Source organism: Prosthecobacter fluviatilis (assembly GCF_055388355.1).
On record NZ_AP043782.1, the window covers coordinates 3183136 to 3209255 of the forward strand.

Below are 26120 nucleotides of genomic sequence, written 5' to 3' on the forward strand. Positions count from 1 at the left end.
CGAACTCCAATGCTTCGCGGATGAGTCGCAGCATTTTAATCACAGGCGCCAACGGAGCGCTGGGTCTTGCCATCGCGGAATTTTTCCTCACGAAAGAGGAAAACTGCCGTGTGTTTTTGGGGGTGCGTGAGAGACGGGAGCGGGCGCAGGAGCTTGCGACCCGATTTCCGGGCCGGGCGGACTTGATCACGCTTGAAATCACCTCTCCAGATGCCTGGAAAGCCGCTCTGAGCGAAATCGAAAGCCAGGCAGCACCAGTGAGCGTCCTGGTCAACAACGCGGGATTTCACGAAGACGCGCTGCTGGCCAACATGGCGCAGGAGCAGTGGTCGCGTGTCTTGGACGCCAATCTGAACGCCGTCTTCCACGGGTGCCAGGCCGTTTTGCCAGGGATGATGCGGGGGAGGCAGGGGCGGATCGTGAACATCGCCTCGCTGAGCGCCATTTCTTCGCCGGCAGGGCAAACCAACTATGCCGCCGCCAAGGCTGGAGTGATAGGGCTGACGCAGAGCCTGTCCAAGGAGTCTGCCCGGATGGGGATCACGGTCAATGCCGTCTGCCCCGGTTATATCGAAGGCGGACTGCCAGCGGACTGGACATCCGAACACCTCAAGGCGCTCAAAATGCAACTCCCGATGAGAAGATTTGCCAGGCCAGAGGAGGTGGCGGCGGCGGTTTTCTTCCTTGCGAGCCCGGATGCGAGCTATATCACTGGTTCGACCCTCAAAATTGACGGGGGGCTCCTTTAGCCTCCCCTCTACACCCTACGAAACGTATCCCCTGCATGCCGACCCGCCAGCGCCTCAAAGAACTTATGATCAGCGAACTCATGCTCGACATGACTGCAGATGAAATCGGCGATGACACCCCTTTGTTTGGCCCTGCAGGCATCGGCCTTGACTCTGTGGACGCGCTGCAACTGGTGGTGATGATTGAAAAGCATTTTGGGTTCAAAATGGCCGACCAAGACCAGGCGAAGCGCATCCTTCAAAGTGTAAACACGATCGCCGAAGCCGTGGACCAAAAGGCGGCAGCGTGAGTTCCCTGCCCTAGTCCCGCGTTTTGAAACGCTTCGTCTCCATCTCCCTGCGTCTGCTGATCAGCGGCGTGCTGCTGGCGCTGCTGTTCCGGGAGCATGACCTCGTAGCCGACATAGTGCCGCGCCTGCGCGCCCTGCTGACCAACTGGCCCTGGACACTGGCGGGGATCACGTTTGCGTTTCTCTCGCTGTTTCTGACCGCGATCCGCTGGCACATCATCCTGCGCGGCCAGGTGCCCGATCTGCCATTTCATGTGGTGTTATCGACGGAAATGGTCAGCGCGTTTTTCAACATCAGCTCCGTGGGGGTCGTGGGTGGCGACACGTACAAGATCATGTCGCTTTCCCGCCGCCTGCCCGGACAGACGATGCCGGTGAGCGTGTCACTCGTGCTGGACCACCTGACGGGGCTTCTATCTGTGGCGTTTTTATTCACCGCCTGCCTGCTGGCGCGGGCCTCGCACTGGAATGAAATCGGCTATGATCTGCGCATGCTGATCACAGGCTATGCCATGTATGTCGGCGGAGCACTGGTGGGGCTGGTGATCAGCTGGTTTTCCTTCAAGCCAAGCCTGCTGGCATGGGGGAGGCGCACGTTTCCCCGCACCATGGGCAATCCCAAACTGGCAGGCCTCATCGCACGTCTGACGCAGGTGCATGATGTCTTTGCGCTGCTATGGAAGCGCACGCTCTCCGCGTCAGTGGTCTCCACCGGCATGCACGCGGCTTTTTTCATGAGCTTTTACTGCGGGCTCAGGGCGGTGGGAGGCATGGCGCCCGTGCTGGATGTGCTGACAGCCATGCCGATCGTGGATGCAGCGGCGTCCCTGCCGGTGTCCGTCTCCGGTCTCGGCGTGCGCGAGCGCACCTTTGAGGCGCTGCTTGCGGGTCTGGCCGGAGTGCCCGAGGCCGTGGGGATCTCGGCCTCACTGGCAGGGTGGCTTTTCAACGTGTTCTGGGGCATCGTAGGCGGCGTGGTGTTTCTACGCGCCAGGCACTCCGTCATCATCCCGCCGGAGGTAGTCAGAGCATGAGTTCATCACCACGCATCGCCATAGCGCTGGGCGCATCCTTCATGGGCTATGCCACCCATGCGGGCTTTCTCGCGCAGTTGCATGCGCTCGGGGTGCGTCCGGTCGCGGTGTCGGGCTCCTCTGCGGGCGCCATCACCGCTGGCCTGTATGCCGCGGGGCTGGAGCAGGAAGCCATCCGCCAAGCGGTGCTGAGCCCCCGACTGTATCTGTCCTTTGCCAGACGCACCAAATGGCTCTGGCACCAGCTCGTGAACAGTTTCCTGCACCGCTATCCCGGCTTTTTTGATCCCGCAGGCGCCAGCACTCATTTCGAGTCGTTCGTGGGCAAACGGGCGATCGAATCCCTTTCGAATCCGCGGCTGCTGATCGCTCTGAGCGATCTGTCGAAACACGAGACGGTCTTTGCCCGCAGCGGACCGCTGGCCACGGCCATGGCCGCCAGCGCATGCGTGCCGATGCTGTTTTCACCGATGGAGTTCGAAGGGCGCATGTGCACCGACGGCGGAGTGGCACACGAATCGCCGATCGATCCGTGGTTCAAGGATGACGACATCGACCACATCGTGATTCACCGGATCACCCAGCCAGAGAAGAAGCCTTCGCGGCTGCCTCTGCACCGCATGCTGGACACCATCGCCTCATCTCACGCAGCGATGAACCGTCAGATCCTGGACGACCGCATCGAACTCGCGCGGCTTCACGGCAAAAAGCTGAGCATCATCGTCACGCACCACTCACGCCCGTCACCCTTTTTTCCAGGGAGGCTGAAGGAGTGCTATGACATGGGTGAAAACACAGCACGGCAGTTTTTTGACACGCAGCTTTCAGGCTGCCTGTGATCACAGCGTGCGCAGCATGGCCAGGGCCTCGGCAAGCTGCTTGTGACCTTCGCGGGAGCTAAGGCGCGGGAACTTGCCCTGGATCATGACGAACTTGCCATTGCGGGTGAGCATGAGCTTGCGGTCCTTGATCTCGACATCGGTGATGCCTGCGTGGGCTGCTGACAGGCGTATGGCGGCACAGGTGAGGAGGTTCTGCACGGCATGAGGCAGCTTTTCGCCGAACTGGTCGCGCCATTGCTCCTCAAGTTCCTCCAGCTCTTTGCGTGTCATGATCTCGCCCACCTGGCGGTAAGCGGTGATGCGCAGCTTGAGATCCTCGATGAAGCTGGCGGGGATGAAGGCGGGAGTGGCTGTTTTGTCCGCCTGGGTCATCTGGGCCTCGCTCATGACGAGGAAGTCTGAACGCAGGCCCACCTCGACCGGGCGCGCCACGCGGCGGCCCTGCATGCGCGCCACGCTCTGCTTGAGCATCTGGCAGTAGAGATCGAAGCCCACGGCGGCGATGTGGCCGCTCTGCTCTGTGCCGAGAAGATTGCCCGCGCCGCGAATCTCCAGATCTCTCAGCGCGATTTTGAAACCGCTGCCGAGGCCGGCGTACTGCTTGATGGCGTTCACTCGCTTGCGTGCATCGCCAGCGGTCACGGCATCCTGCGGCAGCAGCAGGTAGGCATGGGCCTGCACACCGCCACGCCCCACACGCCCGCGAAGCTGATAAAGGTCCGCCAGGCCGAAGCGGTCTGCGCGGTCGATGATGATGGTGTTGGCATTCGGAATATCGACGCCGCTTTCGATGATGGTGGTGCAGACGAGCACGTCAGCACCGCCATCTACAAAGGTGTGCATGACGTCCTCCAGCAGCTCGCTGTCCATCTGGCCGTGGCCGATGATGACGCGGGCCTTGGGGCAGAGGTCGCGGATGCGCTGTGCGACTTTTTCGATGGTCATCACGCGATTGTGCAGGAAGAAGACCTGACCGCCGCGCTCGATCTCGGCGTCCACAGCCTGCTTGATGGTACGCTCGTCGTAGGGGCAGATCATGGTCTGCACCGCCTGCTTGTTGGGCGGCGGGGTCTCGATGGTGCTCATGTCACGCATGCCCATGAGCGCGAGGTAGAGAGTACGAGGGATGGGCGTGGCGCTGAGAGTGAGCACGTCCACGAGGCGGAAGAGGTCCTTGAACTTCTCCTTGTGCTTCACGCCGAAGCGCTGCTCCTCATCCACCACGGCCAGGCCGAGGTTTTTGAACTTCACGTCCTTGGAGATGACACGGTGCGTGCCCACGACGATGTCCACCGTGCCGTCCGAGATGCCCTTTAAAATTTCGCGCTCCTTGCCGGTTGGAGTGAGGCGGCAGAGCATTTCCACCGTGACCGGGAAGCCGCTCATGCGCTCGCGGATGTTTTCCCAATGCTGGCGGGCCAGCACGGTGGTGGGCACAAGGACGGCCACCTGCCGGCCGCCCATCACCGCCTTGAACGCAGCGCGGATGGCCACCTCGGTCTTGCCAAAGCCCACGTCTGCGCACAGCAGGCGGTCCATGGGCTTGGCGGATTCCATGTCCCGCTTGATCTCCTCCACGCTGCGGAGCTGGTCGGGAGTTTCGCGGTAGAGAAAAGACTCCTCAAACTCCAACTGCCATTTTGTGTCTGGCGGGTGTGAAAACGCCTTCAGCGTCTGACGCTCCGCCGCCACGCTGAGCATGCGCACAGCGAAGTCCTCCACGCTTTTTTCCGCGCTCTTGCGCGTCTTCTGCCAGCGCGCCTCGCTGAGCTTGCTGAGGGCCGGGGCCTTGCCGCCCACGCCCACGTAACGGGTGACGAGATGTGTGTGAGCCACTGGCACGAAGAGCTTGGCCCCCTCGGCATAGTGCAGAACGAGCACCTCCTCGCGTTTGCCGGAGTCGCGCACCTCGATGCCGCCAAAGCGGGCCACGCCATGCTCGGCATGCACCACGATGTCGCCTTCGCGCAGGTCGCGCATGACATCGCGTGCTTTGCGCAGCACTTCGGCCTCATCCAGCTTGGAGCCGCGCACGCGCCGGATGTGCTGATGACGGCCGAAGATTTCCGCACCGGTGAGCACGGCCAGCTTTGCCGCCGGGACGGTGAAGCCGCGATACAGCAGCCCGAGCTTGGTTTCGAGCGAGGAGGGCAGGCCGCTCTGCAGCTCGGCAAAGCGCTCACGCTCGGCCTCATTGTGGAAGAAGATGACGGAACGCCAGCCGTCCTCATGCCATTCGCGTATTTGTCGGGCGAAATGCTCCCGGCGCGCCTCATGCAGGACGAAGTCGGATGCATCAAAAACGCCGAGAGGGTTCTCATGAATGGCCGCAGAAAAGTCCTCCAGCCCTTCCACAGGAGCAGCACCGCTGAGAATGCATGCCTGAGCAGGAGCCTCGCCGTCGATGGCGATGATGAAGTCGTCCTTGCGCAGGTGCTCACGCACCCGCGAAGCCTCCTCGGCATTTTCGCTCATCTGCAGGATGACGCCCACGCTTTCCAGGCGCTTGACCGAGGACTGGTTGTGCAGGTCAAAGGCGCGGATGGACTCGATTTCGTCGTCGAAAAACTCGAGGCGCAGCGGCTCCTCCGCCTGCCAGGAAAAAAAGTCCACGATGCCACCGCGGCGGGCGAACTGGCCGCGCTCAGTGACGACGGGCACTCGTTCATAGCCCGCCTCAGCGAGGTCCTTCAGCAGCGCCTCCACATCCAGCGTGCCGCCCACCTTGAGCATGCGGCGCTGGTCGGAGATCTCCGCCGCCGCAGGTGCGGGCTCGTCCAGACTGTCGGCACACAGGACCATCACGGGCGCATCGCTCTCCGTCATGCGCCCCAGAGCGCCGGCACGCTCGGCCAGCAGCTCCGGGTCCACCAGGGCATCATTCACCACCTGCCCGAGGCGAGGAAGATACAGAGACGGACACTGCCACACGCCGAGCTCTGCGTGGACGTGGTCCTGTGTTTTCACATCCGGGCAGAGAATCCACACGCGGCATCCCGGACGGCTTTTTTCCGCATGCCGCACCAGAAGTGCCGCCGCGAAGCCAAAGGCCTGGGGCGTGACGTGATCGAGCATGATCTCCGGCTGGGTGAGCTTTCGCTTAAACTCAGCAGTCTTGAGCGTCAGATCCACCAGACCGAGGGCGTCCCCCCTCGCACGCCCGGATGGGGGTGGTGGTTGGCGGTTCGCGGTCTTTTTCAAGCCGCGAGGTTTGAGGGCGCGTCTGTCAGAATCCAAAGCAAAGCTGGCGGCTCAGTGCCGGCGCAGCCGAGGAGTTACGTAGCGCTCCAAATCGCGGACGCCAGCAAACTATTTTGAACCCGATCTGGATTCGGCATTGGAACCTCTCGCCTGCGGCGTGCCCACGGCCGCCACTAAGAGGTCCTCCTTGGTCGCCCACTTGTAAACCTCCCGGCCTTTGCGGTCAAAGATGCGCAGGGCGAAGCCGCCCATGCCATCAGACTGGATCGCATCGTCCCCATTGATGAAATAGTAGCCTCCCGCCAGCTCCTGTTTGTGCAGCACGATTTCCGAGGTGTCCACTGTTGCCGTCCCAGCTCCTGCCAGGCTTGCGATTTTGCTGCTGCCTGAAGTTTCAATGCGCGCTGACCCTTTGCCTTTGCCGCCATCTTCACGGCGGAAGCACCAGTAGTCCACACGCAGGTCGCCCACGCTTGTGGGCTGACGGTTGCGGATGTTGATCTTGTAGATCCATGTCTCGTCCTCGTAAGTCACAGGCCCCCGCTTGGTGCGCGTTTCATTGAGCTTCTTTTTGGTGTAGGTGACTTCGAAATTATACTTCGTGTTATTGTCCGCCCACTCTGTGATGAATTTCTGGTCATCCGTGGTGAACATGGTGACCGCGACCGCGAAGACACGACCATCAGCGCGCTTGAGCGTGACCTGCCCACCTGCGGCTGAGATGATCTCCGCATCAAGCTTGCGGCCTTGCAGATCGGTAAACTCCCGGGCAGAAAGCGACAGTGTGGAGGCAAGAAGAAGGCTAAGGCTGGCAAAAAGGTAGGTCTTCATAGCAGTGAACTTTGCAATCAACGGCAGCATCATAGTATTTTTATCCAACCAATTACAATCCTTATTTAATTACTTAAGTGATAAAACCTAATCAATAAACTTCATCATCTTCACTTTAAACATTTAACACTGAATATTTTAGCCGTTTACACTTACTTGAAGGACCCCCTTGAATTCCGCGTTTGAAATAGCGCCATGACAGCCCCTGCCGCTCCCTCACGCCGCCAGTTCCTGAGACATTGCTCCGCCCTCGGCAGCGTTGTCGGCTTTCCAACCTTCATCCCTGGCTCTGCACTGGGAAAAAATGGCGCGGTCGCACCTTCAAATCGCACCACGCTGGCGCTGATAGGGTGTGGCGGTCGAGGAACGGATGTGGTTAAGAATTTCCTGCAGGACGAGCGTGTCCAGGTCATGGCGGTGTGTGATGTGGAAAAAGAGTCTGACCGCTACAACAAGGGCATCATCAAAAAGGCGGGGACGCTGGGCCGCGAGCCTGCGCGAAGACTGGTGGACAAGAGCTACGGCACCCAGGGCTGCGCCGCGCACGAGGATTTCCGCGAAGTGCTGGCGCGCAAGGATGTGGATGCGGTGCAGATCGCCACGCCGGACCACTGGCATGCGCTCATAGCCGTGGCGGCGGCACGGGCGGGAAAGCACATCTACTGTGAAAAGCCGCTGAGCCTCACGGTGGCGCAGGGCCGCTTCATGAGCGATGTGGTGCGCCAGAGCAAGATCGTGTGGCAGACCGGCAGCCAGCAGCGCAGCGACATTCATTTTCGCATGGCCTGCGAGTACGTGCGCAGCGGCAGAATCGGCAAGCTGAAACAAATCCGCGTAGGACTGGCGAGCGACAACCGTGACAACAACGGCTGCGCCTCACAAACAGCGCCCACGCCCGTGCCGGAGGGACTAAACTATGACATGTGGCTCGGCCCCGCTCCTGATGCGCCCTTCTGCCCGGCGCGGCTGCACTCCAACTGGCGCTGGTTTTTCGACTACTCCGGCGGCAACATCACCGACTTTGGCGCGCATCATTTCGACATCGTGCAGTGGGCCCTGGGGAAGGATGAAAGCGGGCCTGTGGAGTTTTTCGACCTGAAAGCCACGTGGCCAGCACCGGGAAGTCTCTATAGCACAGCGCCGAACTTCTCCTTTGCCTACCGCTACGAGGACGGCACCACGGTGCGCGTGGCGGACAAGCAGGACTTTGGCTCAGGGATCATGTATGAAGGCGAAAACGGCAGCATCCTCAGCATGCGTGGAAAGCTGGAGATCAAGCCCGACTCCCTGCGAACACCGCTGGCCGAAAACGATGTGCGCCTTTACGAGAGCAAGGACCACTTCCGCAACTTCATCGATGGCATTCAGGATGGTGCCATGACCGCGGCACCGATTGAGTACGCGCACCGCAGCATCACCATCGCGCATCTCGCCAACATCGCGCTGAGGCTGAACCGCAACCGGCTGCGCTGGGATCCGGCGAAGGAGCAGATCCTTGAAGATGCCGAAGCCTCCGCCATGCTCACGCGCCCCATGCGTGGGCCGTGGCAACTGGTGTGACGGCTGGATCAGCCGAACTGCCTCCAAAACATGAGCGCCGAAATGACCAGACCGATAAGGGTGATGAGTTTTCTCACACGCTGCGGCGGGATGCGCTGGGAGAAATGCGCGCCCAGGTAGTAGCCGACCAGCGCACCTGCCGTCAGAGCCAGGGCCTGCGGCCAGTTCACCATGCCGACGGCGATGAACCACAAGGCTGCAATGACATTGATCAGCGAGCCGAGCACGTTTTTAAGCGTGTTCATTTCGTGGATGTTGGACATGCCCATAAAGCCAAACGAGGCCAGCATGAGGATGCCGATGCCCGCGCCAAAGAACGCGCCGTAAATAGCCACCGGAAGCTGCAAGGCGATGGAGAACCAAAGCGCGCTGGATTTCGCTTCTGAGTGGGGCCTCCCCCTGCGAAGAAAGCCCTGCAGAAAGAACAGCACCGTGGCAAAGAGCACTAGAAAAGGAATGAGCTTTGAAAACTGGTCGTCGCTCGTGCGTGTGAGAAGCAAGCTCCCGACCGCTGCGCCGACAAGACAGATCGGGATGAACTGCAGCAGCCGCGTGCGGATGGCCTTCAAATGACCGCGAAAGCCCACGATGCTGCCCGCCGTGCCAATCACGAGCCCCACGGTGCTTGTGGCATTGGCCAGCACGGGCGGCGTGCCGCACATGAGCAGCACAGGAAACGTCAGCAGCGTGCCACCTCCCGCGATCGCATTGATCGCCCCGGCGGTGCCGCCGGCGGCGCTCAAGGCGAGGAATTCGAGAAAGGTCATTTCCCGTCACTACTCAGCGCAGGGCGCTGCGCATGAAGAAAATGACTCCTTATTTTGTCTTCGGATTCTTCAGGTAATAGAGGTGCCCGTCCTCAGCGCCGCCGACGAAGTCTGGCAGGCCGTCGGCGTTGAAATCGACGGTGGTAGGGCTCACGTCGTGGCCTTCGATGTTGGCGTCAATAAGCAGGCCCATGTCGGCAAAGAACCATTTGCCATCGCTGCTGGAGGTCTGGCGGATGAAGTTGGCGTTGGCGGAGTTGAGGAGGATGTCGAGCTTTCCGTCCTGGTCCCAGTCCATGATGCAGATCTTGCGGCGTCCGCTTTTGCCCGCGAGGCCGGCATTGAGCCGCAGGGGCTCGCCGGGCTTCATGGCGACGGGGGTCTTGACTTTCAAGTCGGCCTGACCAGGGGCCTGGGCATCCTGCGCGGCGCAAAGCACACGCTGTGGGTGCTTGAGGATGAGTTTGCCCTTCTTCTTTGCCCTCTCAAAGAAAGCGAGAAAGCCTTCCTGATCGAGCATGACTAGATCGGTCAGGCCATCTTTGTTCCAGTCCACGACCACAGGTGTGGTGCGCCACTGAGTGAGCAGGGCCTTGCCTTCGGGGCGGAGCCAGCCATAGGCGAGTGTGGGCTGCGGGCCGTCCCACTCCACCTCGACGGGCTGTGCGGCGGCCAGCTTTGGCTTTGAGCGTGTGCCGATGTTTTTATACCACACGACTTTGCCGAGAATGGAGTTCAGCATGAGGTCAGGCAGGCCATCGGCATCCCAGTCGGCCACGGTCTGCGTGGTGTAGCCCCATTTGGCCTCGCAAGGGCCCTGGATGGAGCCATTTGGGCCAGCCATCGGGCGAATGACCTTGCCCTCGGCTTCGAGGCGCACCGGAGCCGCCCACTTGGGCTGCTCTACACCTTTGCCGCTGAGATTCTCAATGAAGCCGACGTAGCCGGCGGTGTTGCCGCAGATGATGTCCATGTCGCCATCGCCGTCCCAGTCAAAACCCACGGGTGTGGCCAGCGCGCCAAATTTCACCTGATCGGCCTCCTGCTGGAAGTAGCGAGGCTCGGCGTACACAGGCGCCTTGTTTTCAAATTTGCCGGTGTTTTCGATGAAGGCCACTCGGCCGTCTTCGTCGCCGCAGATGAGATCGAGATCGCCGTCCTTGTCCCAGTCGATGGCGGTGGGCGTGATCATTTCCAGATCCATGGTGAGGTAGCGGCCGGTGTCTGCCTTCAGGCGAGCGCCCAGCGCATACTTAGGCTGCGTGCGGGTGCCGGTGTTTTGGAAATAGGTGAAGCCATCGAGGAACTCGCCGCAGAGCAGGTCGAGATCGCCATCGCCATCAAAATCGGCCATGTTGGGCGAAGGCCAGCCGAAGGTTTCCACTGGGCGATCGGTAGCCATGAGTTTCTTGGGCTTGTCGTAGGCAGGCTTGTCCTTGGTGCCGGTGTTACGGAGAACATACACATAGCCGCGCAGGGGGCCGTTCATCCATCGGCCGTTTTCATTGTAGGCGTTGTCCCAGCCGTACTCGGTCCAGTCGCCCACGCCGACGATGAGGTCCTGATTGCCGTCGCCGTCATAGTCAACCATGCGCCACATGTCGGCGCGCACCTTGTTGGGATGCACCTTGGCATCCACCGGCAGCTTCTTCTCCTGCGCGAGACCGCTTTTCAAAAAGTCGGGATATTCACGTCCAGGAGACAGGACGACGGGCCTGCCATCCACATAGCTGACCTGAACATTCTGCTTTCCGATGCTGATGCGTTTGGCGGGCTTGAAAACCGGCATCTTGTTTTTCGCGGTGTCGCCGCTGGCGTTCTCGAAGAAATAGGTGCCGTTGTAGGGCTTGTCCGGGCAGTTCACCACGAGGTCGAGGTCGCCATCGCCATCAAAGTCCATGGGCAGAGGCCAGGCCCAGAGGCCGACACCGAGATCAACGACGAGGCCGGGGTTGTTGTATTTGAGCGCGGAGAGGCCGTCGGCGGCCAGAGCCTGGCCGCAAAGACAGGCCAGCAGGAGGGGTTGGAGAAACTTCATGTGAGGAAAAGGAAAGAGATCAACGTGACAAGGTGCCGCACACATTCACCTGGATTCCAAGGGCGCGGGCCATGGCGGCCTTGGCAAAGAGGCACTCGTTGGCGGCTTTGGCGTCATGGGCATAGGCCACCTGTACGTGATTGGCCTGGTGCTTGGCCATGAACTGGTCGCGGCTCACGCCATAGGTCACCGCGCTCATGATGGGCCACTGGGGGGTGGTGAGCTGCCAGCGGCGCTCGGTTTCCTCAGGCGGGAGAGAGACCACACACCCACGGCCGATGTCCATGTGCAGCGACTCATTCTGCACATAGATGCGCGACCAGATGATCTCGCCCGGCTTTGAGTTGCCTCGCAGGGTGGAGCCGCCATTGGGAAAATACATGGCGGGCTGGCGGAAGCCCTCGGCGCCTTTCCACCCTCCCACAAAATGCGCGGGAGGAGCCGCGCCGCTGATGAGGAAAACCCAGACGTAGTCGCCGCCAAAGGTCTCGCCCCAGCGCACATCGTGGAGGGTGTTTTCCACCGGCTGCTGAAGCGCACGGTGCACACGCTGGGTCAGCATGCCGTCCAGGCCGGCGCATTCATCCACCTCATTGAAATGCAGCAGCGGCTGCCCGGCCCAGAGGGTGCGCCTGCCATCGCGGGATTTGACCGGCGGGCGGTCCGCGTTGTTGAGCATGCCTTCGACGAGATCGCTCGCTGGCAGCAGGTCCTTCAGACCCTGCTGATACTGGATGCCGACGGAGTCGCAGCCAAAATCATCCGCGATGCGCAGGGCTGCGGCGTACATCTTACACTGCAGGCGCACCTGCTCGCGTGTGAGCTGCGTAGCATGATCTTTGCCCAGGTGGAGAGTCATGCCTTTCTTCTCCAGCCACGTGTAAATGGCCTGGGCATCGGCATCGCTCACCTGAAGAGTCTCATGATAGAGAGCCGACTGGCTCAGCCGCTCCTTGAACACACCGCAGGCGTGCAGCGCGTGGTCGGGGATGATGGCGTTGAACATGCCCATGCAGCCCTCGTCAAAGATGCCCATGATGGCCTTCTCTGCGCGGAGCATGCCGGCCAGTTTTTTGCCCAGTGAAGCCGCCTTGGAGGGGACTTTTACCTTCTCCCATTTGCGGGCGTGGCTGAGGTCGTGAGTGATGCGACCCGTCTTGAGCCACTGCTTCAGCTTGGTTTTGAAAAACTCGTCGCTGAAGTCCTCGCTCCACAGTGTGGAGTATTTCACGCCTGCCTTGGTCAGGGAGCCGTTCAAGTTCAGCATGCCCACCAAACCGGGCCACTGGCCGCTCCAGTTGGCCACGGTTAAAATGGGGCCTCGATGCGTGGTCAGCCCGGCCAGCACATGATGCGAGTACTGCCACACGGCCTCCGCCACGATCAGGGGGGCGTCGGGGTCGATGCCGCGAAACACCTCGATGCCCATGCGCTGCGAATCGATGAACCCGTGCTTTTTCACGGGATCCACCGCATGCGCACGCTTGATCTTCCAGCCCTCGGCTTTCAGAGCAGCCGCCAGGGCTTTTTCCATGGCGGCCTGAGCGGGCCAGCAGGTTTGATTGGCAGAAAGGCGCAGATCACCGCTGGCCACGAGCTGGACGATTTTGGGTTGGGCAGGCATAAAATAAATCCTATCCAACAGACTGGCCGAGCACCAGCTCAACTGACAACCCGCGTGGGATGCGCATCCTTGGCACCTGGATGACCATCCTTGACCTGAGGCCTTTACTTTTCCTGCACGTGAAACCGCGGATCATCCCAGGCATAGGGCGGGCGTTTCCCGAGCAGGAGATCGTAGATCGTGTGGTTCGTCTTCATCATCTCCGTCAGCATGTCCTTCCATGGGCGGTCCGCCACGCTGACGAGGCCGGTGTTGTAGCTCTCGCCATTGTATTTGCTGAACCAGCGGCCCGTCGTGGCCTGATCGATGAGCGTGAACCACTCGATGCCGATGACGAATCCCAGCGCGGCGCTCTGCTCGACGTAGTTTCGATACGCCAGTCCGCGCTCCCGCTGGCTGCTGACCTCGCGCCCTCCAATAAGTCCGCTGTCCTTCGGTGAAGCCCAGAAAAATTCACTGAGCATCATCGGCTTGTTGCCGGTCCATTCGTGAAAGCGTTTCAGCGCGGCGGTGTCCACACCGAAGGTGTAGTAGTTGTAGGACACCACATCGAGGTGCCTGCCCATGATGCGGCAGAGCTGCTCGTCGTCGATCGTCACAGGCTGCAGGCGACTGCCGATCAGCATGTGGTTTGCATCATGCTGGCGGAAGAGCTTTTCGATCTGTGCGAAGTACGTTTCCATGAACTCGCCGACAAAGGCTTTCACATCCGCCTTGGCGGCGTCAGTGGTTACCGCGAGCCCGATACCCGCCAGTTCATCAAACGTGGCCGCCTTGGCCTGCCACGCGGTGTTGAAGGCTTCGATAGTTTGATATTTGCTCTTCAGGGCCTCCACGAGGCGCAGCTTGCAGGCCTGGCCGCCAGTCAGTGAGGGGATCACGCGCGGCAGCTCATCGTAACGTGGCTCATTCACGATGAAGTAGCCGATGAGCAGCTGATCGCTGGCACGTGCGGGGAGTTCGCGAGCGAGGTTTTCGCTGATCTTCTGCGTGGTAGCCGCATCATACGGGTCCCACACTTCATGCGCACCGGGGATGCGGGGCACGCCTTCCCAGGCGTTGATCGGCAGGCTGGTCACATACGGAAAATCAGCCTTCACATGCGCTTTGTCCGGCGTGGGGCTAAAGGCTCCGATGGAGTTGAAGCCCCATTTGCGCACGCGCTCAATCATGCGCGTTGCGTGCGTTTCATAATCGTAGGGAGCGCCAAATTTGCGGATGATGTTGGCGAGGTAGAAGGAGAAATGAGCATCTCCATCCCCGGCACGGAAGGCACTGGCATATTCACCCTCCGCCTTCGGCAGCCACTCATAGATGCCCTCACGTCCTTTGACATAGGTGTAGTCATCGCTGGGCGCAAAGCCGCAGATGCCGAGGTGGAAGAAGACATTGCCATCCGGATCCACGAGCCAGGATTTTCCCTGCTTCTGCTCCACATGGAAGAAGCCGGTCTTCTTCAGGCCCAGCGTGTTGCCGCTGTCTGGCAAGCCGCCGAAGCGATCCAGCCTGGGTGTTTCGATGCTGTCATAGTAAGCCTTGTCAGCAGCTACGTCGGCCTTGAGGTCATCCAAGCTTTTAAGCTTGTTGGGAAACGTGTCTTTGATGCTCTGGCCGAACGAGTCGATCAGCTTGGTCACTGAGGCGAGATCCGAGGTGACGCGGATTTTGGCTGATGGATTGTCCGCGTTAAAAGGCACCATGAAGAACCAGTTGTAGACGGCCCAGTTCCACTCGCGGTTGTCGGTGAGCTGCTGAAAAGCGAAGTCCGGCGTGGTGAAACTGAGGCTCTGGCCCTGGGCGTTTTTCAGCAGGAAACTGGTGGCGTTCAGGCTGGCGAATTGCGGCGGCGTGGACTTCTCCGCTGGAAACGCGCCTTCCTTGTCAGCGATCTTCCAGGTGCCACCCTTGGCAAAGCCAATGTCGATGAGCACGGACATCTTCCATGACTTCACGCCTGAAGGCACCCCTTTGAAAACGAGGGCGATTTCATCTTGATCGATCTTCACGGCGCACTCCGCACCGCTGTCATAGCGCACCGTCGCGCTCGCACCTGCGGCTTTGACTTCGATCTGCTTGCTGCCGGGATCGAACTCCGGATACGTCAGCACAAAACTGCCGAGACTGCCCGCTGAGATTTCAATACCGGCTCCGGTGGTTTGCAATTCGGCAGCAGCGGCCGCCGCAGAGATCAGAGAAAACAGACTGAGAAGAAGTGATTTCATAAAACCAGATATGCGGGTGATGGTCAGACCTTCTGAGTCTTCCACTTTCCGCGTTTGAAGAGGGCCCAGCTGCTGAGAGCCAGAAGCGAATAAGCCACCGGCACGGCGATGAAAGCCCCCACAGGCCCGAAGCCGAAGGACTTTGCCAAGCCCCAGGCGATCGGAATCTGCCCGAGCCACAGGCACAGAAAATTCAGCCGAGCGGGTGTCCAGGTGTCGCCGGAGCCATTGAACGCAGCCTCAAAGCACATGCCGCACGCGTAGAGCGGGAAGGCAAGGCTCACGATCCACAAAGCCTGGGTGCCATACGCCATCACTTCTGGATCCACGGTGAACAGCCGGATCAGCGGATTGGCACACAAGACGAAACCCAGACCGATCACACTGAGGACGATGGCATCGAACTTCACGGCGATCCAGACCGCCGCCTCCGCACGCTCCGTCTTGCCAGCGCCGAGATTCTGACCCACCAGCGTGGAGCCAGCGTTTGCGAGACCCCAGGCCGGCATGAGGGCAAAGATCACAATGCGGATGGCGATCGTGTAACCCGCCAGGGCGGCGCTGCCAAAGAGCGCGAGAATTTTAAAGAGCCCCAGCCAGCTCGTGGTGCTGATGAGAAGCTGCACGATGCCGCTGCCAGACTTGCGCAGCACGGTGCTGATCACCTCCCGCTCCGGCTTGAAATGCGCCCAGCGCACTTTCACGCGGCTGTGATGCCCCGCCAGATGCCAGAGCTGATAGAGCACACCGATGCCGCGGCCAATATTGGTCGCGACTGCAGCGCCTGTGACGCCCATCTCAGGGAAAGGCCCCCAGCCAAAGATGAAGCACGGGCCCAGGACGATGTTCAGCGCATTCGCCAGCCACAGCGTGCGCATGGCGATGACGGCATCTCCCGCACCACGAAAGATGGCATTGATGAGGAAGATCAAAAACACGGTGGCATTGCCGCCCAGCATCATGCGGGCAAAGCCTGAACCGAGTGCCACAATGTCCTCCTCCGCCCCCATGAGCCGCAGAATGTCAGGGGCGAAAAAGCCGAGCGCCATGCCCAGCGCGGCCGCCAACAGCACGCCCAGCAGGACGATCTGCCCTGCCGCCTGTGAGGCGAGCTCCGGCTCCTTTTCACCGATGCGGCGCGACACAATGGCGGTGGCGGCGATGGAAATGCCAATCGCCACAGCATAGATGAGTGTCATCACCGATTCGGTGAGGCCTACCACGGCCACCGCTTCCTTCCCGATCCGTGAGACCCAGTACACGTCCGCCACGGCGAAGAGCGATTCCATGATCATCTCCAGCACCATGGGCACCGCCAGCAGGATGACGGCACGGTTCAGCGGCAGAGCAGTATAATCGTGCTCCTCTCCGCGCAGCGACTGCCGCACGCTTTTCCAGAATGACACTGGCGGTGAAGACTCTCCGCTCATTCAGGGCAGCCTTCCTTCATCCACATCGATGTAATGCGTGATGGTCTGGATGTCGTCACGGTCGCCGAGGCCACCGTCAGCCTTTCTTTTTGCAAGGATGGGGGTGATGTGGTCATTGATGCCGAGTTTCAGAATGTAGTAGTTCCAGACGAGCTTGTCGGTGTCGTTCAGCGGGCGGCCCTTCAGCTGGCACCACTCCAGGATTTCCTGATCAGTGCCTCCCTGCAGCACACGGGCTTTCATCTCATCATAGTCCACGTGCAAAAACGCAACGCAGGCACCGTCGCTGCCCTTGCCCAGATTGGCGTGCAGGTCCTCCCACAGTTTGCCTGCGGCGTGCAGACGGATCTTGCCCAGCATGCGGGGGAAATATTTCAGGCCGGCGGTTTCCTCAAGGGGACTGCAGGGCAGCGTGGCGGGATCAGGTTTGGTGGACATGCAGATGCGTCGCCGGTTGCGCGAATTTGTCAATCAGGGCATGCCACGACCACGTGACAGATTGCATCAAAATTTTCGCCATCCCCAGGCGAGCGCAAACAGCGCGCCGCTCCAGTTCACGATGCAGATGCCCCACCAGACCCCCCACAGTCCCCAACCCAGCGCGAAGGCCAGGGTGTGGAACACCAGCACCGGCGCCGCAAACTGCCGATAGAGGCCCATCCACAGTCCATAGGACGGGCGCTTGATGCCCTGCATGGCAAACACGGTGACAAACAGGATGGGATAGGCCGCAAGCGTGAGTGATGCCGCGAGCAGGTAGTCGCGCCCGTGACTGATCACGATTTCATCCTGGGTGAAGAGCCGCATGGCGTACCCGCGAAGCAGCCAGACGAGGAAGCCGCCAACGAGCATGAGGCCCGCACCGATTTTGACATTCGTCACCCAGGCCTCGCGCACGCGCTGCGGCAGCCCTGCCCCGTGGCTCTGGCCCACGATGCTCAGCACCGCCGCATTCAGGCCGATGGCCGGCATGAGCACGATCTGCTCGATGCGTGTGGCGATGCCCACCGCAGCCACCGCCTCCTTGCCAAAGTGCTTCACAAACCAAGTGATGACAAACACCCCCAGCGCGATGGTCAGCATGTTCAGCGCCGCCGGCACCGCCTGCCCGGCGATCCGCCGCAGCGTGTGTGCGTCTGGTCTGAAGTCGTGCAGTTTCAAGCCATGGCCGAAATCCGTCCGGCTGGCATGCGACCACAGAAAGACCGCACCACCCATCTGCACCAGTACCGTGGCCAGTGCGATACCCGCCACTCCCATGGCAGGCAGCCCGCCCCATCCCCACATCAGCACGGGGTTGAGCACGACATTGGCCGCAAAGCCCGCGATCAAAAAATTGCGATACACCCACGTGGTGCCTTGTGCGGACAGAGCGGAGTTCAGGATCATCGGCAGCAAAAAGAACACCCCGCCGCCGAGGATGACATTCATGTAGGCCAGCACCGTGTGCAGGTAGGCGCCCTCTGCACCGAGCTGCCGGAACAGCGAGGGAGCCACCAGCCAGCCAATGAAGGAAAGCAGCAGCCCCACCGTCGTGGCAAACAGCAGCGACTGCGCAAACACACGCCGGGCCTCGGCCTTGTCTCCGGCTCCCAGCGCATTTGCCAGCAGCGCCGTGGTCCCCTGGCTGATGCCGCTGCCGGTGGCAAACACCACGAAGTAGAGCGGAAAAGAAAGCGACAGCGCGGCCAGTGACTCCGTGCCCAGCCAGCCTGCGCACAGGGTGTCCACCACGTTGAACATGGTGTTGAAAAACATGCCCACGCTCATGGGCAGCGCGATGCGCCAGACGAGGTGTGGAATCGGATCGGTGGTGAGCGAGGGCGGCTGCTTCATCGGTTCAACTCTGCCACGATGCTCTGAATCTGCACCCGATGAACACCCATATGAGTGCCAGCCATGGCCGCCCAGCCATAAGCATCCAGCGGCCCGAACCACGGATGTGCAAAACGCACGGACGTTTTCAAATCGGATGCTCCAGCGATCACGGCCAGGACGCCATCGCAGGAGCGCTCAAACTCTTCCTCCACGGCTGCTGTCGCTGTAGTCGAGGGCTTGACCGCCGCCGTGCTGGCCTTGCCATGCGGCACCTGGCCTTGAGTCAGCGCCGTGATGACACGGATGAGAGCCGTGTTGGTGATGCGCAGATGGTCCAGCGTCATCCACACCGACCAGTTGCGGCTGCTGTCCTCCAGTCCGCGTGGGCGCTTGATGAGGACCTGCCTGCCACGCTTTTCCCCTGCACATGAGGCCACCAGCGCACGGATCGCAGCCCGCTCCTGCTCAAACTTGGTTAGGAAGGTTTCGCGGCTGCCTCGCAGTCGCCTCATGGCAAACAGCAGTCGCGCGATCCAGAGTTCGGGCAAAGGCAACCCCGCGCCGGGCGGGGCCAGTTCAGGTTGTGCAGATGGGGTCATGCGCGGTCATGATTTCACTTTACTTGCAATTCGCAAGTATTTTACTTTTGAAATGCAAGTTTTCAAAAGCATCGTTCTGCATGCCTAACGGCCCGCCCAGCAAAGCTCCGCCTTCTTCCCGCCGCTCTCCCTGCCCGGTGTCCTGCGCACTGGACCTGCTGGGCGACCGCTGGACGCTGCTCGTCATCCGCGATCTCATTCTGGGTCGCAACCGCTTTAAGGATTTCATCAGCTCTCCCGAGGGCATCCCCACCAACATCCTCAGCGAGCGGCTGGAGCGACTGATGACCGCAGACATCATCCGCCAGGTGCCGGCCTCGGATGGCGGCAAGCGCATGGCCTATGAACTTACCGAGAAAGGCCTGGCGCTCCGCCCCGTGCTGAAGTCTTTGCGAGACTGGGGGCTCGCCTGGGAAGAGGGAACGCAGGCCCTGCTGCAGCCGGCGTAATGAAGCGGCCTTGAAAAGCGCCGCGTTCGCACCTCATACTTCATGATGGTAGAAAATGATGAGACGCTGGTTTTGCGGGCCCAGAATGGAGACATGACCGCGCTGGACACCCTGGTGCGCAATCACCAGTCGTGGGTTTTCAATCTTGCCCTGCGCATGGTCTGGCGTCGCAACGTGGCCGAGGATGCCGCCCAGGAGATTATGATCAAGGCCGTGACCCATCTCGGCAACTTTGAGGGACGGAGCAAGTTCAGCACCTGGCTGCATCGCATCGCGGTCAATCACCTGCTCAATGTGCGGAAGTCGGAGATGGAGGAGAAGTCGATGACTTTCACCGACATGGCTGCCTCTCTGGAGGGCGTCCAGGATGAAGAACTGCCGGATCCCAGAGCTTTGCCGGTCGAGACGCATCTGCTGGTGGAGGAGGCCAGGCTGGGGTGCATCACCGCCATGCTGATGTGCCTGGAGCGCCGACAGCGGCTGGCCTTCGTCCTGGGAGAGGTCTTTGGCGAATCCAGCGAGACTGCGGCGGCAGCCATGGAGGTGACGCCAGCCAATTTCCGCCAGCTTCTCTCACGTGCCCGGCAGGATTTATATCAGTTCATGCACGACAAGTGCGGACTGGTGAACCGCGCCAACCCCTGCCGCTGTGCGCGCAAAGCCAGCGACTTCATGCGTGCCGGGTGGCTGGACCCGGCCAACCTCCAGTTTACCAAGGACCGCATCCATGCAGTGCGGCAGCACAGCGCTGCTCTCCTGAGCGAACTTGAGGGCATGGACCGCGAGCATGCCGAGCTCTACCACGCGCAGCCCATGCTCACCGGTCCTGATCTTGCCGCCAGACTGCGAAGCCTTGTGCAGCAGTCCGGTTTTAGCGTTGAGTGAAAAAAATTGGCGGAACTGTCACAGCAAGCCGCCAGCGCTGTCAGACAAGAGGACGCCCATGTTTTGTGGGCGGCACAAAACCACATCTACCCTCATGAACACCACTCTCATCAGCGCCGCCGCCAACGCCACCCTCGCCGGAGGAACTTCTTTTCCTCAAATCGTTGCCATGCTCGTGGAGGCCGGAGTCGAATCCTACCATGTCGATTACCTGGCCCTGCAAAAAAGCTTCCACGACGGTTCTGGCGGCGTCTTCACCACGCCTCTTTCTTATGAAGCTCTTCCTGCGGTGGCGGAAGATTTTGATGCTCCGGCACTCCGCGCCAACATTCTCGACAGCCAGCAGAAGAACCAGCACTACCGCGACTTCAGCATTCGTGCCATGCAGGCGGGAGTGCAGGGCTACATCGCATTTCTCCGCGGACGGCGTGTGACCTATTACGGTCGGCAGGGAGATCAGCACACCGAATGGTTTCCCGGGGCCAAGCCGCAGGACTGAATGTGCAAGCGTCACCGTACCTGCGACACGATCACCTCGTGAGTCTTGCGGTCGATCGAATACAGCATGCCCTCCTGGCTGTGATCCCAGGCAAAGGCCTGCCCATGGGCGCTGATCGGGATGGCGGTCTGCCAGCCGAGTACATCGCCCTGGGCTGGCAGATCCAGCACGTAGAGCTCCTGAGCGTCATGGCCCGTGATGAAGAGATACCCCCGCGGGCCAAAGCTGCCGCCTGAGCTGCTGTTCTTGCCAAACTTCAGCACCATCGGGCGTGGGAACCTTAGCTCGCCGAGCTTCTTCCACTGAGCGTCAAAAGTCACGACTTTCGTTTTTGCGGGATCACCGGTTTTCGCATATTGCGCAAAGCAGGCATACCACACGCCATCCCGACGATCCACCCAGGTCAGCGAGCCGTCTGCGGTCGTGAGATCGATCAACTCCAAATGCTGCATCGTCTTGGGATCCCAGACTTCCACAGAGCTTTTCATGGGCAACTCAGGATAGTTTGAATGTGCGCAGTAGAGCCGGCCATCCAGCACAATGCCTGCGTTCAGATGCTTGATGCGCCCGCCTTTCTCCTCCTGCCAGCCGCCGACACGCTCGCCGTTGTCTTTGCGGTATTTGCCAATGGCTGAATTCGTGATCGCATAAAAGTGCGCCTCATCCACTGCCACGCCCTGATGCGCCTCATCGGCCTTAAAGCGTTTCAGCTCCTCATGCTTCCATGCCTGCTTTGCCTTCGCATTCAGCAGTTCCTGAATGCGGGCCTGCTCTTTTTTCAGCGCAGCCTCAGGCACGGGCATGGGAGTCAGATTCTCACTGACCAGCGGCTCATCGGCAGGGATGGCACGCCAGCGCAGGTTGCGAAACCAAACCGGCGCGCCGTGGTCCTGCAGCCAGAGATGACCGCCTCGCTTGGTCAGGTCGGTGCCACGATAGCTCACCAGCTTCACCGCATCTTTCCATCGCGGGTCGGCATAGTCGAAATCCACCACCTTCTCGCCATTCAGCCAGTGCTGGATGACGCTGCGCTTGCAGATGATGCGAGCTTCGTTCCACTGCTCAAAAGGCTTCACCACATCCTTGGTCGGAGCCATGCAGAAGTAGAGCGCCGCCGCGCATGAACGCGGATTCTCACCATAGGAGCTGTTGGCATTGTCCAGCAGCTGGTACTCATACTGACCCGGCCGGTAATACACGCCGCTGTTGCAGCCTTTCGAGACTTTCCAGTCAAAGCGCAGCTCAAAATCATCAGGCACCCTGGCTTTCTCATAGGTGAGCGGACCGCCACGCTTCACACGTGCGATCTCGCCGTTCTCCACCGCCCAGTTGCCGTCATTTTTCCAGCCGTCGAGCGTCTTCCCGTCAAAGAGGGATTCAAAGCCGGGCTCCACTGCAGACGCAATGCTGGTGAGAAGTAGAAAAAAGAAGAGGTGCTTCATGCGTGGTTCAACGTGCGATTTGACTGCCTGCGATATCCATTCAAACGCAGCGATCCGTCGGCCATGACATCGAGCAGGGAATAGCCGCTGTTTTCCATGCCGCCGCCCTCCACCATGGCCACGAGTGTGGTGTAGTGGATGCCCGCGATCTGCTGGTAGTCATTCTTGTGCGAGTGCCCCTGGAAGACAGCGAGCACCTTGCCGGACTTCTCCAGCAGCGCCCGCACTTCGGCGGCATTGCGCACGGCATGCGCCTTGTCCATGTCGAGCCGCTGATGGGCGAAGACAACCACCGGGCCCCCAGCCTTTTTCAGCTCACTGTCCAGCCACTCAAGCTCCGACTTGGGCAGATTGGCATCCTGCCAGTTAAAGTTCTTTCTTTCATACGGAGCGCCGTCTTCACGAAAGCAGGCATCCAGGATCAGAAACGTCACGCCCTTTTCTTCAAAAGCCGCATGCCCGCCGGGCGCTTTCGTGTTGGCGGCAAATTCCTGCTTCGTCAAAGTGCCGACGCAGTGATTTCCCAGCACATAATGCCTGGGCATGGTCAGCTTCGCGAAATGCAACTCCATCGTTTTCAGCCACTCGATTTCACGTTCCACCGAGTCCGCCTGATCAATGAAATCGCCCAGCTCCACCACCAGCGCAGGCTTTTCGCGATTCATGAAATCCACCGCTTCATCCAGCTTGGCCAGGGCCTCGCGGTAAAATCGGGTTTTTGCAGGCTCTTTGTCCGCATAATGCAGATCTGTCATCAGGCCCGCACGGAACAACGGCCTAGCTTCGGCAGCAGCAGCGAGAAGTCTGCCGGCACCGAAGCCGGCGAGGCACAGAGTGCTGCGTTGGATGAAGACACGGCGCGAAATCGAAGACATGGCGTGTAAAACGACAGCCGTTTTTCTTTTTTGCCGCTCTATTCATCAAGCTTTGGCCAAAACGCCCTTCACATGCTGCATGGATTTGCCAAAGCATTCATGCACATACGCCATGGCTTTCTTCACCTTGGCCTGCGCGGCGGGGTAGTCGGCATCAATGGCAAACAGTGTCTCGGCCATCTTTTCCACCGGCGTCTCGTCCATCTCCAGCAGCCACTCTCCCAAACCGATGTCCTTGAACATCCAGCATTTGGGGGAATGAAACTCGGAGTAGGTGTGGATGATCGGAGTGCCATTGGCCAGCGCGATGATGGGTGAGTGCGGCTCATGACAGACGATGGTGTGTGCCCGGGCAAAAATGGAGGCGGCCTCGTCAGCGTTCCAGAAGTATTCCAGATTCACCACGTGCTTCTGGATCTCGGGCGGGAGCAGGTCGTGGATGAGGCGCTTGTTGTGGCCCATCTCCTTGATCGTCTCCGGGGCGATGAGGACCTTGTGCCCGGTCTTCTTGACCCACATCGTCACGAGTTCCCGATATTTTGCCGCCCTGCGCTCATCATCAGCGATCTGCTGTGGTGTGGGATGCAGCGGATTGAGCTTTTCCGGGCGTGGATCGTCCACCCCGGGATACTTCGGTGTGTTGGTGCGGATTTGCACCGTGATGAACTTCTTCTCCTCCAGCCCGAGTTTTTTCATGGTCGCCGAGCCGCGTTCGTCATCGCGCACGTCGATGCCAAAGCAGCCGTCCGGACCGAACTCGAGCACGGGCGTCTTGATGCCATGGCTTTTCAGGATACTCAGCGTCTTTGTTTCCCGGGTGTAGATAAATGAGGCGTTGTTCAGCAGGACGGTGCGTTCCTCAGCCCCCTTGCCCTCCACCATGCTGGCGAAATACGACTGGCCAAACAGCCCGTAAGGCCTACCCACTTTCTGACAGAACTGCATGAAGCTGACATCCTGCCCCATGCCCGAATTGCGGATGTAAAGGTCGCAGTTTGAAATCGCCTGCCGCAGAGCCTCGTCTCTTTCACTTTTCCCCGTCAGGCTTCCCTGCAGAATCTCCACCTTGGGGAACCGCTTCTTGAGCATGGCGGTGACACGTTCGTCCAGCTTCATGGCCCACAGCACCACCTTCACCTCTGGCAGATGCTCCTCGATGACACGCAGCGTCCCTGGCGTGTGGCCGATGTCTCCGATGTTCACCGTATCCCAGGCTGACTGCAGCAAAATGGTCTTGGGCCTGCCATCGGCAGCGAAAACAGAACCGCCAAGCGCAGCGGTGATGGAGGAGATGAAATGGCGGCGTGTGGTCATGGGTTGATTGAGCGGTGGGATTCGTCTTTGAAGACCAGAGAGAGATCAAAACTCCGGCGGGCCGTTGAGGTGCTCGCACATTTCCGGCATGCCGGGAACGAAATCGACCACCTGCTTCTGGCTGCGCAGTTTGTCCTGCAAAGGGGCCAGCGGCACTTTCTGAACCTCGGCATAGTCCTTCAGGGCCATCACGGCGGCGACGCCTGCCGCGTGCCCCGTGATCATCCACACGCTCTCCAGCCGCAGGGTGCAGAAGGCCACATGGCTGTAGCTGGCTGCGCCAGGGACGAGCAGGTTCGTGCACTCGGCAGCCTTGGGCGTAAGCGCACGATAAGGAATCTGGTAAGCATGGCCCATGCGCCAGATGCGCCCTTCATTGACAAACTCATTTTCATTCAAGGCCACGCGCTGCACATGATGGCAGTCGATAAAGTGGCTGCTCATGCCTATGCTGTCCGGCTTGCGACGGTTATCCTGTACATCCTGCTGTGTCACGACATACTCGCCGCGCATCCGCCGTGCTTCACGCACGTAGAGCTGATAAGGCAGGTTGCTGTTGTCGGCGAATTCCTCCTTGTGAAGACCCAGCGACTTCATTTCGTCCCGCACGTTGCCCGGAACGGCTTCGTCGGCAGCCAGGAAGTGCAGCAGACCAAGGGTGTAATCCATGTGATCCTGATAAATGAGCGCGCGCTGTGCGTAGCTGGCATCGGGCCAGTCAAACTGGCCGCCGAAATGGCCCAGCGAATAAATGGCGGACTGCTTGTTGTTCAGCTCGAATTTGCCATTGCGCCGTTTGTAGAGGTCCAGAATGTCCGCGAGCTTCACCGGCTTTTTTTGCTGTGCCTGATCACGGAACCAGCCTGCGAGAAGAGCATAACGTTTTGCGTCGTAATGCCGCGGCGCGGGAATGGGCACCTGCAGCTTGGGGTCCTTCGCCACGGTGAGACGGAAATTGTAGTTCATCGGAGCACGATGAGCGTCGCCTTCATGCAACTCCTTGGCCCAGGCGCTGATGCCGGGCAGCAGTCTGCCGGCCTCATCCACTGTCCGGGCCTGACGCGGCGTTTTGTCAAAACGTACGCCCGCAGCCTCTTCTCCAAACTCCGCCTTGGACTCCCGCCCCACGGCATATTTCACGCCGGCGCTCGCCATGAGGTCGCCCTCATAGCCTGCATCAATAAACACCTTGGCCGTCAGTCGGGTGCCATCCGTGAGCGTGATCGAGGTGATGCGCGCGCCGTCTTTGGCCACCGCATCCACCGAAGCGCCAAAGCGCACTTGCACGCCCGCTTCACGCAGCATGTCGAGATAGATTTTTTCAGCCACGCTGGATTCAAAGAAATATTCCGGCCCGTCGATCTGGTAGACAGCACCGAGGCGGCGGTAAAATTCATCCGCGAAGCCACCGATGGTCCATTTCAGCATGTGCTCGCTCTCGGCGGTGTTGATGCCACTGGTGCTCAGGCCACCGACGTGTTTCGTCGGCTCGATGAGGACCACCTTCGCGCCTTCCCGAGCCGCCATGATGGAGGCGGCAATGCCGCAGGGAACCCCGCTGTAAACGACGATGTCAGAGGTGATGGAGTCCGCAGCACCGGCATGGACGGCACAGAGTAAAAGGGTAAGAAACAGTGACTTCATGGCTGGT

The 26120-nt window shown here is 60.2% G+C and carries 22 protein-coding genes; 8 read left to right on the top strand and 14 right to left on the bottom strand.

Annotation, left to right across the window (positions count from 1 at the left end; all coding sequences use genetic code 11):
* Positions 1-20 precede the first annotated feature (20 nt).
* The 4 genes from fabG to ACZ5WW_RS12225 are packed head-to-tail and all read left to right on the top strand — an operon-like array spanning position 21 to position 2912.
* A complete protein-coding gene (fabG, locus tag ACZ5WW_RS12210) occupies positions 21-749 on the top strand; it encodes a 3-oxoacyl-ACP reductase FabG (RefSeq protein ID WP_377167914.1) in 729 nt (242 codons plus the stop codon).
* Positions 750-784: 35 nt separating this feature from the next.
* Positions 785-1039, top strand: coding sequence for a phosphopantetheine-binding protein (locus tag ACZ5WW_RS12215; RefSeq protein ID WP_377167916.1), 255 nt, complete (start codon positions 785-787; stop codon positions 1037-1039).
* Between the two features lie 23 nt (positions 1040-1062).
* Positions 1063-2073, top strand: a complete 1011-nt coding sequence (locus ACZ5WW_RS12220) for a lysylphosphatidylglycerol synthase transmembrane domain-containing protein (RefSeq protein ID WP_377167918.1) — start codon at positions 1063-1065, stop codon at positions 2071-2073.
* A complete protein-coding gene (locus tag ACZ5WW_RS12225) occupies positions 2070-2912 on the top strand; it encodes a patatin-like phospholipase family protein (RefSeq protein WP_377167920.1) in 843 nt (280 codons plus the stop codon). Before ACZ5WW_RS12220 ends, ACZ5WW_RS12225 begins: the two co-directional genes overlap by 4 nt.
* On the opposite strand, the gene mfd is transcribed toward ACZ5WW_RS12225, so the two are convergent.
* A complete protein-coding gene (gene mfd, locus ACZ5WW_RS12230) occupies positions 2913-6116 on the bottom strand; it encodes a transcription-repair coupling factor (protein WP_377167922.1) in 3204 nt (1067 codons plus the stop codon).
* Positions 6117-6224: 108 nt separating this feature from the next.
* Positions 6225-6947, bottom strand: a complete 723-nt coding sequence (locus ACZ5WW_RS12235) for a hypothetical protein (RefSeq protein WP_377167924.1) — start codon at positions 6945-6947, stop codon at positions 6225-6227.
* Between the two features lie 195 nt (positions 6948-7142).
* On the opposite strand from ACZ5WW_RS12235, the gene ACZ5WW_RS12240 reads away from it, so the two are divergent.
* Positions 7143-8507, top strand: a complete 1365-nt coding sequence (locus ACZ5WW_RS12240) for a Gfo/Idh/MocA family protein (protein ID WP_377167926.1) — start codon at positions 7143-7145, stop codon at positions 8505-8507.
* Positions 8508-8515: 8 nt separating this feature from the next.
* Here the strand turns inward: ACZ5WW_RS12240 and ACZ5WW_RS12245 are convergent, their stop codons facing one another.
* The 8 genes from ACZ5WW_RS12245 to ACZ5WW_RS12280 form a co-directional block, all read right to left on the bottom strand.
* Positions 8516-9274 (bottom strand): sulfite exporter TauE/SafE family protein, encoded by a 759-nt coding sequence (locus ACZ5WW_RS12245; protein WP_377167928.1) that lies wholly within the window; start codon positions 9272-9274, stop codon positions 8516-8518.
* Positions 9275-9323: 49 nt separating this feature from the next.
* Positions 9324-11312 (bottom strand): FG-GAP repeat domain-containing protein, encoded by a 1989-nt coding sequence (locus ACZ5WW_RS12250; RefSeq protein ID WP_377167930.1) that lies wholly within the window; start codon positions 11310-11312, stop codon positions 9324-9326.
* A gap of 19 nt (positions 11313-11331) precedes the next feature.
* A complete protein-coding gene (locus tag ACZ5WW_RS12255; RefSeq protein WP_377167932.1) occupies positions 11332-12936 on the bottom strand; it encodes a fucose isomerase in 1605 nt (534 codons plus the stop codon).
* A gap of 104 nt (positions 12937-13040) precedes the next feature.
* Positions 13041-15158 carry a hypothetical protein gene (locus ACZ5WW_RS12260; protein WP_377167934.1) on the bottom strand — a complete coding sequence of 706 codons (2118 nt, stop codon included), beginning with the start codon at positions 15156-15158 and terminating at the stop codon, positions 13041-13043.
* 23 nt (positions 15159-15181) lie between these two features.
* A complete protein-coding gene (locus ACZ5WW_RS12265; protein ID WP_464694248.1) occupies positions 15182-16588 on the bottom strand; it encodes an MATE family efflux transporter in 1407 nt (468 codons plus the stop codon).
* Positions 16589-17026, bottom strand: coding sequence for a DUF5069 domain-containing protein (locus ACZ5WW_RS12270; RefSeq protein ID WP_377167937.1), 438 nt, complete (start codon positions 17024-17026; stop codon positions 16589-16591). It abuts the gene before it with no gap.
* A 66-nt stretch (positions 17027-17092) separates the two neighbouring features.
* On the bottom strand, positions 17093-18424 hold the full coding sequence (locus tag ACZ5WW_RS12275; protein ID WP_377167939.1) for an MATE family efflux transporter: 1332 nt from the start codon (positions 18422-18424) through the stop codon (positions 17093-17095).
* Positions 18421-19005 carry a DinB family protein gene (locus ACZ5WW_RS12280; protein ID WP_377167941.1) on the bottom strand — a complete coding sequence of 195 codons (585 nt, stop codon included), beginning with the start codon at positions 19003-19005 and terminating at the stop codon, positions 18421-18423. Before ACZ5WW_RS12280 ends, ACZ5WW_RS12275 begins: the two co-directional genes overlap by 4 nt.
* Positions 19006-19085: 80 nt before the next feature.
* On the opposite strand from ACZ5WW_RS12280, the gene ACZ5WW_RS12285 reads away from it, so the two are divergent.
* The 3 genes from ACZ5WW_RS12285 (at position 19086) to ACZ5WW_RS12295 (ending at position 20838) form a co-directional block, all read left to right on the top strand.
* Positions 19086-19454 carry a winged helix-turn-helix transcriptional regulator gene (locus ACZ5WW_RS12285; RefSeq protein ID WP_377167943.1) on the top strand — a complete coding sequence of 123 codons (369 nt, stop codon included), beginning with the start codon at positions 19086-19088 and terminating at the stop codon, positions 19452-19454.
* Positions 19455-19496: 42 nt separating this feature from the next.
* Positions 19497-20339, top strand: a complete 843-nt coding sequence (locus ACZ5WW_RS12290; RefSeq protein ID WP_377167945.1) for an RNA polymerase sigma factor — start codon at positions 19497-19499, stop codon at positions 20337-20339.
* Positions 20340-20433: 94 nt separating this feature from the next.
* Positions 20434-20838 (top strand): DUF1398 domain-containing protein, encoded by a 405-nt coding sequence (locus tag ACZ5WW_RS12295; protein WP_377167947.1) that lies wholly within the window; start codon positions 20434-20436, stop codon positions 20836-20838.
* A gap of 11 nt (positions 20839-20849) precedes the next feature.
* On the opposite strand, the gene ACZ5WW_RS12300 is transcribed toward ACZ5WW_RS12295, so the two are convergent.
* The 4 genes from ACZ5WW_RS12300 to ACZ5WW_RS12315 are packed head-to-tail and all read right to left on the bottom strand — an operon-like array spanning position 20850 to position 26113.
* Positions 20850-22280: a 3-keto-disaccharide hydrolase gene (locus tag ACZ5WW_RS12300; RefSeq protein WP_377167949.1), complete on the bottom strand. Its 1431-nt coding sequence runs from the start codon at positions 22278-22280 to the stop codon at positions 20850-20852.
* Positions 22277-23155, bottom strand: a complete 879-nt coding sequence (locus ACZ5WW_RS12305) for a metallophosphoesterase (RefSeq protein ID WP_377167951.1) — start codon at positions 23153-23155, stop codon at positions 22277-22279. The genes ACZ5WW_RS12300 and ACZ5WW_RS12305 overlap by 4 nt, the downstream gene beginning before the upstream one ends.
* 45 nt (positions 23156-23200) lie before the next feature.
* Complete coding sequence (locus ACZ5WW_RS12310) at positions 23201-24469, bottom strand: polysaccharide pyruvyl transferase family protein (RefSeq protein WP_377167953.1); 1269 nt, start codon at positions 24467-24469, stop codon at positions 23201-23203.
* Positions 24470-24514: 45 nt separating this feature from the next.
* On the bottom strand, positions 24515-26113 hold the full coding sequence (locus ACZ5WW_RS12315) for an FAD-dependent oxidoreductase (RefSeq protein ID WP_377167955.1): 1599 nt from the start codon (positions 26111-26113) through the stop codon (positions 24515-24517).
* Between the last annotated feature and the right edge of the window lie 7 nt (positions 26114-26120).